Here is a 12208-nt window from a genome sequence, read left to right on the forward strand (position 1 = left end):
TGGTCGGCTGAAGCGGAGCGCCGTCCGGCCCACTCTACGGGCTTGCAGCTTCAGTCCAGATCCCGGTGCAGCTGATCGCGGTTGGTCAGGGTTGGGAACAGCTTCATCCAGGTGCCGGTGATGATTAGTGTGCCAATGCCGCCGATCACCACTGCCGGCACGGTGCCGAACCAGTGCGCGGTCAGGCCTGATTCGAACTCGCCGAGCTGATTCGATGCGCCGATGAACAACCCGTTCACGGCGCTGACACGGCCACGCATCGCGTCGGGCGTTTCCAGTTGCACGAAAGCGCCGCGGATCACCATGCTGATCATGTCGGCCGCGCCGAGTACCACCAGCACGCCCATCGATAGCCAGAACGACGTCGACAAGCCGAAGGCGATGGTCGCCAGGCCGAACACCCCGACAGCCGCGAACATGACCCGGCCTACCTGCCTGTTGATCGGATAGCGCGCCAACCACAGTGACATCAGCAGTGCGCCCACTGCTGGCGCCGAGCGCAGCAGCCCGAGGCCCCAGGGACCGGTGAGCAGGATGTCCTTGGCGAATACCGGAAGCAGCGCCGTGGCGCCACCCAGCAGCACGGCGAACATGTCCAGCGAGATAGCACCGAAGATGTCTGGGCGGCTGCGGATAAAACGTATCCCGGCGAGCAGGTTGTCCATGGCCGGGCCGGTCTGTTTGGGTGGCGCAGGGCGTTTCGGCAGGCTCAGCATCAGGCTGCAGGCGAGGGCGAACAGCAGCGCCACTGGGCCATAGACCCACAGCGGGCCGATGGCGAAGAGCAAACCGCCGAGGGCCGGCGCAACGATGGTCGCCGTCTGCATCGCCGACGACGAGGCCGCGACCGCGGCCGGAAACAGCTGTGTGGGCACCAGACTTGGCAGCAACGCTTGGGTCGCCGGGCCTTCGAAGGCCCGGGCCGTACCGAGCAGAAAAGCCAACACGAATATCATCTCGCGCGTCACCCCGAGCCCGCCGGCGCCGAGCACCAGCGACAGGGCAATCAACCCCTGCAAGCCCTGACACAACGCCGCGACCTGGCGCCGATCGAAACGATCAGCGACATGCCCGGTCCAGAGCACGAACAGCAAACGCGGAAAGAACTCCGCCAGCCCCACCAGGCCGAGGTCGAGCACGCTGCCGGTCAGTTCGTACATGTGCCAGCCGATCGCCACGGCGAGCATCTGGAATCCGCTGGCGGTGAACACTCGGGCGAACCAGAACTTGATAAAGGGACGTTGGTGGCGAAGCAGAAGTTTGGCGTGAGTGGACATCAGGCAGGCGCAAAAACGGCAGGGCCGGCCAGATTAGCACGCCGCCGGGGCACGCCCCACGGCAGTGTTCGCTGTTCGCACCGATTCAACTCGCTGCCGGAGCAATCCCTGCGGTAGGCCGAACAACGTTCCGCTTCATGCCACCGGTGGGGCGAACCTTAGTGTCTCTGGTGGGCTGTAGCCCACCACGATGGCGTGATGCTGAAAATTGCTGATGCGCTAACTCTGAGCGCTGGCCGAGCCTCCCCGCGCCCCGTTCAGCTATCGCCCGGTGAGCCAGGCAGCAGCCCGCGCTCGGTGAACACCGTTTTGGCGGTCGCCATAGCGTTCAGCGCGGCGGGAAAACCGGCGTAGACGGCCATTTGAATGATCACCTCGACCACTTGCTCCGGCGTGCAGCCCACATTCAGCGCCCCGTGGATGTGCACGGCCAGCTGCGGTTGGCAGTGTCCGAGGGCCGCCAGTGCTGCGACCGTGGCGAGTTCACGCTGCGGCAGGTCAAGGCCTGGGCGTTGGTAGATATCGCCGAAGGGAAACTCGATGACGTAGCGCGCCAGGTCCGGGGCGATGGCTTGCAGGCTTTCGATGACCTTGCGGCCGGCTTCGCCGTCGATCCGCTCGAGCGCGGCGAGGCCATTGGTATAGCGGGTTGATGCGGGCATGAATCTGTCCTCTCGATTGGGTGGAGGAAAGAGCCTGCGGGTTTGAGTGAACTCTAAGTCAAGCAGGCAGTTGCTGCTGGTAGAACGCGATCTTGGTCTGTAGCGCCTGTAGGTGCGCCCGGTCGCGTTCCAGGCGGGCTTGAAGGGTGGCCGCGTGATGTTCGAGCAGCGCCTTGCGCGCCGCCAGCGTCGATTCGCCGCGCTCGCGTAGGTCGGCGTAGGCGATGATGTCTTCCAGCGCCATGCCCGTTTCCTTCAGACGCAGGATGAACCCGACCCATTCCAGATCGCGCGGGCCGAACACCCGGAAGCCGCTGGCGTCGCGCGCGACATGGCGTAGCAGCCCGAGCTTCTCGTAATAGCGCAGCGTATGCGCCGACAGGCCGGTGCGTGCGGCGAACTGCCGGATGCTCATCACTTCGCGCGGCTCGCTCATGCCTTGATCGCCCGCAGGATGACGAACTTAGGCGTCGCGGCCACCTGCTCGGCCTTGCCAAACAGTCGCTTGAGCTTGAGGTGATAACCCAGGTGACGGTTGCCGACGATCCACAGCTCGCCGCCCTTGCCGAGCGCCGACTTGGCCTGAGTGAACATGCGCCAGGCGAGGAAATCGCCGACCACCTGCTGTTGATGAAAGGGCGGATTGCACAGCACCAGATCGAGCGAGGCCGGCGCCTGTTCGGCGAGCCCGTCGCCAGCGCGGATCTCGGCCGGACGCTCACCAAGAATCGCCTGCCAGTTTTCCTGTGCTGAATGCACCGCCATGTAGCTTTCGTCCACCAGCGTCAGCTGCGCTTGGGGATTGCTCAGCGCATAGACGATGCCGAGCACACCGTTGCCGCATCCGAGGTCCGCGACGCGCAGATTACCGAGCGCCTTCGGAAGGTGCGGCAGAAAGGCGCGCGTACCGATGTCCAGGTCTTCACGGCAGAACAGGTTGGCATGGTTGATCAATTCAACGGCCGGCTGATCGAGGCGGTAGCGGGTCGGGTAGGGCGACGCGGGTGCTGGCTTTTCGCTCGGTGTGGCGATCAACAGGCGCGCCTTCTTCACGGCCAGCGAAGCCTGCACCGGGCCAATGTATTTTTCTAGCAGATCGCCCGCCGCACGTGGCAGGTGTTTGATCATCGCTCCGGCGATCACCTGCGCGCCCGGGGCTAGCTGGCCGTGCAGGCGGATCAGTTGTTCCTCCAGCAGCGCCAGGGTCTTGGGCACGCGAATCAGCACTCGATCGAAGGGGCCCTGGGCGACTTCGCTGGCCGGGACGAAGGTCACCCTGTCGGCCGCCAGCCCGTTGCGTTGAAGGTTTTTCTCAAGGGCGAGGTGCGCCAGGTGCGAATCGCCGCTGCTGGTCACCTGCGCCTTTTCCGCCTGCGAGCAGGCCAGTGCTCCGAAGCTGTCGTTGAGGACCAGCACCCGGCTGCCGGCCGGCAAGCCTTGATCGTGCAGGTAAGTCAGCAAGTATTCATCGGCCGCATCGAAGGCCTGCAAGGGTTCGTTGGGCTGTTCCGGCTGGCGGATCAGATCGAGGCGGGCATAGGGCGATTCGAGAATAGGCATAAGAACTGGCGGTGTTTACATGCGTCAGAAAGGAGTATCAAGGGTCCAGGCCGCGGAAAACTACCTGCGTTGGCAATACTGCGTTAGAAACAGCCTCAGAATGCTCATTTAGAACGCCTAAACTCGCACGCGAGCCCGGTCCGCTTCTTCGCTGTTTCTGCCTTGTCTTGCCTGCCTCGCCTACGTTTTCCGCGGCCCGGACACGCTGGTGTCCACCGATGTTCGGAAGGAGCGAAGTATGACCGTCAGCGAAGAGAAGTTCACCCGCCAGCGTCTGCTCGAGGTGCAGACATTAACCCCCAATCTGTTCACGCTGCGCACCAGCCGCGATCCCGGCTTTCGCTTTGCCGCCGGGCAGTTCGCTCGCTTGGGCGTGCGAAAATCCAGCGGCAGCATCGTCTGGCGCGCTTATTCGATGGTGTCGGCGCCCCATGACGAGTTTCTCGATTTCTTCTCTATCGTGGTGCCGGACGGTGAGTTCACCAGCGAACTGAGCCGGCTGAAGCCCGGCGACGAATTGTTGGTGGACAAACAGGCGTTCGGCTTTCTCACCCTGGATCGCTTCATCGATGGCCGCGACCTGTGGCTGTTGGGCACCGGCACCGGTATCGCGCCGTTTCTTTCGATTCTCCAGGACTTCGAGGTCTGGCAGCGCTTCGAGCGGATCATTCTCGTCTATAGCGCCCGTACGGCATCCGAGCTGGCCTATCAGGATCTGATTCGCGAGCTGCCGCAGCGCGACTATCTGGAAGGGCTGGGCGGCAAGCTGACGTACCTGCCCGTGATCACCCGTGAAGACGCATCTGGCGCATTGCGTGGGCGTATCACCACTCTGATCGAGAGCGGCGAACTGGAACGTGCCGCCGAGCTGGAACTGGAACCCGAGCATTCGCGGCTGATGCTGTGTGGCAACCCACAAATGATCGAGGACACCCGCGCCATGCTGAAGGCACGTGATCTCAATCTCAGCCTGACCCGGCGACCCGGGCAAGTGGCGGTGGAAAATTATTGGTAACAGCCTGGCGGGATCAGTTCTCCAGGCCGTCTTCGGTCAGTTCGGCCTGTAGCCAGTCCACGAAGCTGCCGATCAGCCGCTGTCGGCGCTTGCGCTCGGGCAGCACGACGAAATAGCCGAATTTCGTTAGCACGCTTTCGCTGCCGACCCGGCAGAGCAGCCCCTGAGCCAGGAGCTCATCGACCAAATGACGCCAGCCGATGGCGACGCCCTGGCCGGCAATCGCCGCCTGGATCAGCAAGGTGTAGTTGTCGAAGCGCAGCATGCCCGAGCTGGGTGTCTCGGTGATACCGAGTGCACGGAACAGGCTGCTCCAGTCGAGCCAGCGCGAGCGGCTTTCTGGTCGCAGATGCAGCAACGGCAGCCGCGCCAGCGCTGCTGGCGGCAGGGATGCGGTCCGCTCTTGCTCTTTGAGCAGCAGCGGACTGCAGACGGGATAGACCTCTTCGTGAAACAGCAGGTGCGCCTCGCCATGTTTGGAGCGCCCGTCGCCGAAGACGATGGCCACGTCGGTTTCCGATGGCAGCACTCCCAGGCCGCGTTCGCTGGTGACCAGACTGACATCTACCTCGGGGTGAAGCTGATGGAAACGCTCCAGGCGCGGCATCAGCCAGTACGCGGCGAAGGCGAAATCGGTGGCGACCTGGAGCACCTCGTGCTGCTGCTTCGCGGTCACCGCGGCGAGGCCAGCGTCCAGCGCACCCAGGCCCTGCTGCACATAACCCAATAGCATTTCGCCGGCCTCGGTAAGGACGATGCCGCGGTAGACGCGGTCGAACAGGCGGACCGCCAACTGCTGCTCCAGGCGTTTGATCTGCTGACTGATCGCCGGCTGAGTGCTACCCAGCTCCAGAGCGGCTGCGGTAAAGCTTTGTTGACGTGCGGCGGATTCGAATACCCGTAGCGCATCAAGAGGAATCTGATCGATCCGGTTTGGCATTAGCTTTTCTTATCCTAGGCATATGTTGCAGCCGGGTTTACCGCAGCGTTACAGGGTTCAGACTGTGTTCCAAGCAATCTCGCATAAAAACACGGAATGGACCAATCGCATTATGAAACGCCCCAACATTCTGTTCATCATGGCCGACCAAATGGCCGCGCCCATCCTGCCGATGCATGACCCGGCGTCCCCGATCAAGGTACCGAACCTGGCGCGCCTGGCCGCTGAAGGCGTGGTGTTCGATTCGGCTTATTGCAACAGCCCGCTCTGCGCGCCGTCGCGCTTCACTCTGGTTAGCGGCCAGCTGCCCAGCAAGATCGGTGCTTACGACAATGCCGCCGACTTTCCTGCCGACGTGCCGACCTATGCTCACTATTTGCGGCGGCTCGGTTATCGCACGGCGCTGTCCGGCAAGATGCACTTCTGCGGCCCTGACCAGTTGCATGGCTACGAGGAGCGGCTGACCAGCGACATCTACCCGGCCGACTATGGCTGGGCGGTGAACTGGGACGAGCCGGAGGTGCGCTTGAGCTGGTACCACAACATGTCCTCGGTGCTGCAGGCCGGGCCCAGCGTACGTACCAACCAGATGGATTTCGATGAGGAGGTGGTGTTCAAGGCGCAGCAGTACCTCTACGACTTCGTTCGAGCGGACGATGGTCAGCCGTTCTGCCTGACCGTATCGATGACCCATCCTCACGATCCCTACACCATTCCCGAGGAGTACTGGAACCGCTATCAGGAAGAGGACATCCCGCTGCCGCGCCAGAATATCGCCCAGGACGATCAGGACCCTCACTCGCAGCGCCTGCTCAAGGTCGTCGATCTGTGGGGTAAATCATTGCCCGAAGCGAAAATTCGCGATGCCCGCCGTGCCTATTTCGGCGCCTGCAGTTACATCGACGACAACGTCGGCAAGCTGCTGAAAACACTTGAGGCGTGCGGCCTGGCCGAGGACACCATCGTGGTGTTCTCCGGTGATCATGGCGATCAGCTAGGCGAGCGTGGCCTCTGGTACAAGATGCACTGGTTCGAGATGGCCGCTCGCGTGCCCCTGATCATCCGTGCTCCGGGAATCGATCCGGCACGGGTCGGCGCTTCGGTGTCGACGGCCGACCTGCTGCCGACCCTGGTCGAATTGGCGGGCGGCACGCTGGAGGCCAACCTGCCGCTCGATGGGCGCTCGCTGCTGCCGCACCTGACCGGCCATGAGGGCCATGACGAAGTGATCGGCGAATACATGGCCGAAGGCACCACCAGCCCCTTGATGATGATTCGCCGCGGAGCCTACAAGTTCATCTATTCGGAGCAGGATCCGTGCATGTTGTTCGACCTGGTTAACGACCCATCGGAAAGCGAAAACCTGATGAACAGCGCAGACCATCGGACGCTCGCCGAAGCGTTTATGGCCGAGGCGCGGCAGCGTTGGGACATCCCCGTCATCCATGATCAAGTGCTTGCCAGCCAGCGGCGCCGGCGGTTGGTCAGCGAAGCGTTGAGCCTGGGCAAGCTGACCAGCTGGGACCATCAGCCCTGGGTCGATGCCAGTCAGCAATACATGCGTAACCACATCGACTTGGACGATCTCGAGCGTAAGGCACGTTACCCTAGGCCTTGAGACTTAACGAGGCGGCGAGCCAGCCGTAACCAAGGAATCTTTTCCACAGAGGAAGGTAGACGGATATGAGAAGAACAATGAACGCGGTTGTTGCTGGTAGCGTGCTGTTAGCCGCCACGAGCCTCCATGCTGAAGGCCTGGTCGAAGACAAACAATGCGCCACGGTACGCCTGGGTGATCCGGGCTGGAGCGATATCGCCGTCACCAACGGCATCGCCAGCCTGCTGCTTGAGGGCCTCGGCTACAAGCCGCAGGTCATGACGCTGGGCGTGCCCATCATCTTCGCCGGGCTGACCAAGAATCAGCTCGATGTTTTTCTCGGCAACTGGATGCCTGCACAACAGGACAACTACGACAAGTTCGTGGCGACCGGTGAAATTGACGAGCACAGCGTCAACCTGACCGGCACCGAATACACACTGGCGGTGCCGGCTTCGGTCTGGAATGCCGGCGTAAAGCGTTTCGAAGACCTCGATGCCAATGCTGAGAAGTTCGATAAGACCATCTATGGGATAGCCGCCGGTGCGCCGGCGAATCTGTCGATCCAGAAGATGATCGACCAGGACGAGTTCGGGCTGGGCGACTGGCGGCTGGTTGAGTCCAGCGAGCAGGCGATGCTCGTGCAGGTCGGGCGTGCGGTGAAGCGTGACAAGGGCGTGGTCTTTCTCGGCTGGACGCCGCACCCGATGAACGTGCAGCACGATATCAAGTACCTCAAGGGTGGCGAGGCCTATTTCGGCGAGAGCGGGACGGTCAATACGCTGGTGCGCAAGGGCTATGCCGCGCAATGTCCGAATGTCGGCAAGCTGCTGAGCAATCTTAAATTCACCCAGGACATGGAGAACGCCATCATGGACGAGGTGTTGGCCAGAAACGCCAGCAACGACGCGGCGGTGAAGGCCTGGGTGCAGGCCCATCCCGAGGTGCTCGAAGGCTGGTTGCAAGGCGTCACGACCCAAGATGGTAAAGACGGCTTGGCAGCCGTGAAAGCCTCGCTCTGAGGTTTAGCTCCGTAGGGTGGATCACGCTTCACCGATCCACCGGGTGGCGGCCCACCGGATGGCGCTCCATCGAGCGAAGGCAACGGTGGATGAAAAGAGCGTCATCCACCCTACATCGACCCCCTAGACCTGAACGCTTGGCGCCTTATGCGCGGCAACCGGCTGTGTCTGCGCCGCCTTGCGAACTGGATCGGTCCCTGCGACGTAGTAAGGTGCCGTGCTGCGTGGCAGGGGCGCGCGGCCGCGAATCCGATCGGCGAGCTTCTCGGCCATCATGATGGTCGGTGCGTTGAGGTTGCCGGTGGTGATCAGCGGCATGATCGACGCATCGATCACCCGTAGCCCGTCCAGGCCGTGCACCCGTCCCTGGCCGTCGACCACGGCCATGTCGTCCTCGCCCATTTTGCAGGAGCAGGACGGATGGAAAGCGGTTTCGGCGTGCTGGCGGACAAACGCATCCAGCTCGGCATCGCTGTTGATGTTGACGCCGGGGCTCAGCTCGCGGCCGCGATAAGCGTTTAGAGCAGGCTGCGCCATGATTTCCCGAGTGATCCTGATTCCATCGCGGAATTCCTGCCAATCCTGCTCGCAGGACATGTAATTGAACAGGATGCTGGGATGCTGGCGCGGGTCCTTCGAGCGGGTATTCACGCGGCCACGGCTGGGCGAGCGCATGGAGCCGACATGGGCCTGAAAGCCGTGTTCCTTCACCGCGTTGCTGCCGTTGTAATTGATCGCCACCGGCAGGAAGTGGTACTGGATATTCGGCCACTCGAACCCGGCGCGGCTGCGAATGAATCCGCCGGCCTCGAACTGGTTGCTGGCACCGACGCCTGAACCGAGAAGTAGCCATTCGGCGCCTATCTTCGGCTGATTGTGTATCTGCAGGGCTGGGTAGAGCGAGACGGGTTGTTTGCAGGCGTACTGCAGGTACATCTCCAGATGATCCTGCAGATTGGCACCGACCCCAGGTAGCTCATGCACGATCGGAATGTCGAGGTCGCGGAGCAACGCGCCGTGACCGACGCCCGAGCGCTGCAGAATTTGCGGCGAAGCAATGGCACCGCTGCACAACAGCACCTCGCGCCGGGCATGGACGATCACCGGCGTGTCGCTGTTACCCTGCAGGTAAGCCGCACCGATGGCTCGCTTGCCGCTGAACAGGATGCGATCGGTCAGTGCATGGGTCACGATGGTCAGGTTGGGTCGGCTGCGGGCCATGTCCAGATAGCCGCGCGCGGTGCTGGCGCGACGCCCCTTGGGCGTGACCGTGCGATCCATCGGGCCGAAGCCTTCCTGCCGATAACCGTTGAGGTCGTCGGTTTCTGGATATCCGGCCTGCACACCGGCCTCGATCATGGCGCGGAACAACGGGTTGTTACCGGGCTTGGGCGTGGTCACGCTCACCGGGCCCTCGCCGCCATGGTAGTCGTTGGGGCCGATGTCGCGGGTTTCTGCCTTGCGGAAGTAGGGCAGGCAGTCTAGGTAACTCCAGTCCTCCAGGCCAGGCGCCTTGGCCCAGCCGTCATAGTCCATGGCGTTGCCGCGGATATAGCACATGCCGTTGATCAGCGAGGAACCACCCAGGCCCTTGCCGCGACCGCATTCCATGCGGCGGTTATTCATATGCGGTTCGGGATCGGTCTCGTAGGCCCAGTTATAGCGTCGGCCCTGCAGCGGGAAGGCGAGCGCGGCGGGCATCTGGGTGCGGAAGTCCATCCGGTAGTCGGGACCTCCGGCTTCGAGCAGCAGCACGCTGACATCAGCGTCCTCGGTCAGGCGAGTCGCCAAAACATTACCGGCCGAGCCCGCGCCGATGATGATGTAGTCGAATTCCATAAAGCAGCATCCTTCGGATGGGGGCTTTGAGCCTCAAGCTGCAAGTACGTGGCGCTTTCGGCTTGCAGCGGTGACTTAACGCTCGAGGCCGTTCTAAAACACGGAGGCGAAATCGCCCAGCTCGACCTGAATCGATTTGGTGCGGGTGTAATGCGTCAGGGTCATCAGCCCGTTCTCGCGGCCCACACCGGACTGCTTGTAGCCGCCGACCGGCATTTCGGCTGGCGATTCGCCCCAGGTATTGATCCAGCAAATGCCCGCTTCCAGGCTGTGAATCACGCGGTGGGCACGGGCCAGGTCGTTGGTTACCACGCCAGCGGCGAGCCCGTAATCGGTGTCGTTGGCACGGCGGACGACTTCCGCTTCGTCATCGAAGACCAGGATGCTCATCACCGGGCCGAAGATTTCCTCGCGCACGATGCGCATGTCGTCACGGCAGTCGCTGAACACGGTCGGCGCCACATAGGCGCCTTTGGCGTATGCACCCTCGGTCACCCGCGTCCCGCCACAGAGCAGGCGCGCGCCTTCGGCCCGGCCCGATTCGATGTAGGAGAGCACGCTGTCCATGTGCGCATAGCCCACCAACGGGCCGAAGTTGGTTTGCTCGTCCAGCGGGTCGCCCAGACGGATGCGCTTGACGCGTTCGAGCACCTTGGCTTCGAACCGCGCCTGCAGCGAGCGATGGATGAATATGCGGGTGCCGTTGGTGCAGACCTGGCCCGAGCTGAAGAAATTGGCCATGACCGCGATGTCCGCAGCACGGTTGAGGTTCGCGTCCTCGAAGATGATCAACGGCGACTTGCCGCCCAGCTCCATGGTGACATCCTTGAGCGACGAGCTGGACGCGCTGGCCATGACCTTCTTACCGGTACTGGTGCCGCCGGTGAAGGAAATCTTTGCGATGCCTGGGTGTTCGGTGAGCCAGGTGCCGACTTCCCGACCGCTGCCGGTGAGTACGTTGAACACGCCGTCCGGTACGCCTGCTTCGGTATAGATCTCGGCCAGCTTCAGGGCGCTCAGGGACGTCATCTCGCTGGGCTTGAAGATCATCGCATTGCCAGCCGCCAATGCCGGCGCGGATTTCCACAGGGCGATCTGGATCGGGTAGTTCCAGGCACCGATACCCGCCACCACACCCAGCGGCTCGCGGCGGGTATAGACGAAGCTGGTGTCACGCAAGGGGATCTGCTCGCCTTCGATGGCGGGGATCAGCCCGGCGTAGTACTCGAGCACATCGGCACCGGTCACGATGTCCACTGCGCGGGTTTCCGCCAGCGGCTTGCCGGTATCGAGGGTTTCCAACTCGGCCAGCTCGTCGTTGCGCTCGCGCAGGATATCCACCGCGCGGCGCAGGATGCGCGAACGCTGCATGGCAGTCAGCGCAGCCCAGAGCTTTTGTCCGGCGGTGGCGCTGGCGACGGCTTTATCGACATCGCCTTGCGATGCGCGCTGGAGCTCGGCGAGCACCTCCCCAGTCGCCGGGTTGACAGTCTCGAACGTGTCGCCGCTGGTAGCCTCGACATAGCGGCCATCGATATAGAGTTTTTGCTGTTCGAAACGGGGCATGGTCATCCTCGTGCGCGGTTGAAAAAAAGACGATCAGCTCGGCTGCTTGGCCAGTAACTGATCCAGATACTCGTAGGCCAGCTGCAGCGCCTGTTCGATGTCGAAATCATCGCCGATCAGCGCGCCGCGCAGCCAAAGGCCGTCAATCAGCGCCGCCATCCCTCGCGCCGCCGACCGTGCCTGCTCCTGCGGCAGGGCTCGGCGAAACTCGCAGCAGAGGTTGGAATACAGGCGGTGGTCGTTGACCCGTTGCAGCCGGTGCAGGGCAGGCTGATGCATGCTGAACGCCCAGAACGCCAGCCAGGTTTTCATCGCGGGGCCGTTCACCTGGCTATCGTCGAAGTTGCCGTCGATGATCGCCTTCAGATGCGCGCGCGGGCTGTCATCGCCAAGTGCCTCGCGGCGTGCACGAACGGCCTGGTTGAGGGCTTTCATCAGGTGCCGCATGGTGGCTTCGAGCAGGCCGTTCTTGTCCTGGAAGTAGTGCGCGATGATCCCGTTCGAGACACCCGCCAGGCGCGCGATCATGGCGATGCTGGCGTCACTCATGCCGACCTGGTCCACGGCCTCGAGGGTGGCGTGGATCAACTGCTTGCGTCGGATGGGTTGCATTCCAACCTTGGGCATTGAGGAGCTCCGGGACAGTAGTGAATGCTGTACACCCTAATTTTTATTGATTGAACGATCAATCAATAAAGAGAACGCTGTCGGGAATGGGTATGGAAATGTC

At 62.5% G+C, this 12208-nt stretch carries 11 protein-coding genes; 3 read left to right on the forward strand and 8 right to left on the reverse strand.

Annotated features, from left to right (window positions below):
• Positions 1-50: 50 nt before the first annotated feature.
• From CH92_RS03490 to CH92_RS03505, 4 genes are all read right to left on the reverse strand, one after another.
• Positions 51-1277, reverse strand: a complete 1227-nt coding sequence (locus tag CH92_RS03490) for an MFS transporter (RefSeq protein WP_038622775.1) — start codon at positions 1275-1277, stop codon at positions 51-53.
• A gap of 257 nt (positions 1278-1534) precedes the next feature.
• Positions 1535-1939 carry a carboxymuconolactone decarboxylase family protein gene (locus tag CH92_RS03495; protein WP_025240386.1) on the reverse strand — a complete coding sequence of 135 codons (405 nt, stop codon included), beginning with the start codon at positions 1937-1939 and terminating at the stop codon, positions 1535-1537.
• A 58-nt stretch (positions 1940-1997) separates the two neighbouring features.
• Positions 1998-2375, reverse strand: a complete 378-nt coding sequence (locus tag CH92_RS03500; protein WP_080689964.1) for a MerR family transcriptional regulator — start codon at positions 2373-2375, stop codon at positions 1998-2000.
• Positions 2372-3499, reverse strand: a complete 1128-nt coding sequence (locus CH92_RS03505) for a methyltransferase (RefSeq protein ID WP_025240388.1) — start codon at positions 3497-3499, stop codon at positions 2372-2374. Before CH92_RS03505 ends, CH92_RS03500 begins: the two co-directional genes overlap by 4 nt.
• A 238-nt stretch (positions 3500-3737) precedes the next feature.
• On the opposite strand from CH92_RS03505, the gene CH92_RS03510 reads away from it, so the two are divergent.
• Positions 3738-4514, forward strand: a complete 777-nt coding sequence (locus CH92_RS03510; protein ID WP_025240389.1) for a ferredoxin--NADP reductase — start codon at positions 3738-3740, stop codon at positions 4512-4514.
• A gap of 13 nt (positions 4515-4527) precedes the next feature.
• Here CH92_RS03510 and CH92_RS03515 read toward each other — a convergent pair whose 3' ends face one another.
• Positions 4528-5454 carry a choline sulfate utilization transcriptional regulator gene (locus CH92_RS03515; protein ID WP_025240390.1) on the reverse strand — a complete coding sequence of 309 codons (927 nt, stop codon included), beginning with the start codon at positions 5452-5454 and terminating at the stop codon, positions 4528-4530.
• Between the two features lie 112 nt (positions 5455-5566).
• Between CH92_RS03515 and betC the strand changes: the two genes are divergently transcribed.
• The gene (gene betC, locus CH92_RS03520) at positions 5567-7072 is read left to right on the forward strand and encodes a choline-sulfatase (RefSeq protein ID WP_025240391.1); all 1506 of its coding nucleotides are present in this window, start codon (positions 5567-5569) and stop codon (positions 7070-7072) included.
• 65 nt (positions 7073-7137) lie between these two features.
• Entirely contained in the window at positions 7138-8073 is a 936-nt protein-coding gene (gene choX / locus CH92_RS03525; protein WP_200869638.1) for a choline ABC transporter substrate-binding protein, read from the forward strand.
• Positions 8074-8196: 123 nt separating this feature from the next.
• Here choX and betA read toward each other — a convergent pair whose 3' ends face one another.
• From betA to betI, 3 genes are all read right to left on the reverse strand, one after another.
• A complete protein-coding gene (betA, locus tag CH92_RS03530; protein WP_025240393.1) occupies positions 8197-9912 on the reverse strand; it encodes a choline dehydrogenase in 1716 nt (571 codons plus the stop codon).
• Between the two features lie 93 nt (positions 9913-10005).
• Positions 10006-11478: a betaine-aldehyde dehydrogenase gene (betB, locus tag CH92_RS03535; protein ID WP_025240394.1), complete on the reverse strand. Its 1473-nt coding sequence runs from the start codon at positions 11476-11478 to the stop codon at positions 10006-10008.
• Positions 11479-11511: 33 nt separating this feature from the next.
• Positions 11512-12105, reverse strand: a complete 594-nt coding sequence (betI, locus tag CH92_RS03540; RefSeq protein ID WP_025240395.1) for a transcriptional regulator BetI — start codon at positions 12103-12105, stop codon at positions 11512-11514.
• Between the last annotated feature and the right edge of the window lie 103 nt (positions 12106-12208).

This window comes from Stutzerimonas stutzeri (genome assembly GCF_000590475.1).
GTDB classification, from domain to species: Bacteria; Pseudomonadota; Gammaproteobacteria; order Pseudomonadales; family Pseudomonadaceae; genus Stutzerimonas; species Stutzerimonas stutzeri_D.

Excerpts from the sequence above, each read along its gene's own strand:
- CH92_RS03490 (WP_038622775.1), bottom strand. The coding sequence starts at position 1,277 with ATGTCCACTCACGCCAAACTTCTGCTTCGCCACCAACGTCCCTTTATC.
- CH92_RS03495 (WP_025240386.1), bottom strand. The coding sequence starts at position 1,939 with ATGCCCGCATCAACCCGCTATACCAATGGCCTCGCCGCGCTCGAGCGG.
- CH92_RS03500 (WP_080689964.1), bottom strand. The coding sequence starts at position 2,375 with ATGAGCGAGCCGCGCGAAGTGATGAGCATCCGGCAGTTCGCCGCACGC.
- CH92_RS03505 (WP_025240388.1), bottom strand. The coding sequence starts at position 3,499 with ATGCCTATTCTCGAATCGCCCTATGCCCGCCTCGATCTGATCCGCCAG.
- CH92_RS03510 (WP_025240389.1), top strand. The coding sequence starts at position 3,738 with ATGACCGTCAGCGAAGAGAAGTTCACCCGCCAGCGTCTGCTCGAGGTG.
- CH92_RS03515 (WP_025240390.1), bottom strand. The coding sequence starts at position 5,454 with ATGCCAAACCGGATCGATCAGATTCCTCTTGATGCGCTACGGGTATTC.
- betC (WP_025240391.1), top strand. The coding sequence starts at position 5,567 with ATGAAACGCCCCAACATTCTGTTCATCATGGCCGACCAAATGGCCGCG.
- choX (WP_200869638.1), top strand. The coding sequence starts at position 7,138 with ATGAGAAGAACAATGAACGCGGTTGTTGCTGGTAGCGTGCTGTTAGCC.
- betA (WP_025240393.1), bottom strand. The coding sequence starts at position 9,912 with ATGGAATTCGACTACATCATCATCGGCGCGGGCTCGGCCGGTAATGTT.
- betB (WP_025240394.1), bottom strand. The coding sequence starts at position 11,478 with ATGCCCCGTTTCGAACAGCAAAAACTCTATATCGATGGCCGCTATGTC.
- betI (WP_025240395.1), bottom strand. The coding sequence starts at position 12,105 with ATGCCCAAGGTTGGAATGCAACCCATCCGACGCAAGCAGTTGATCCAC.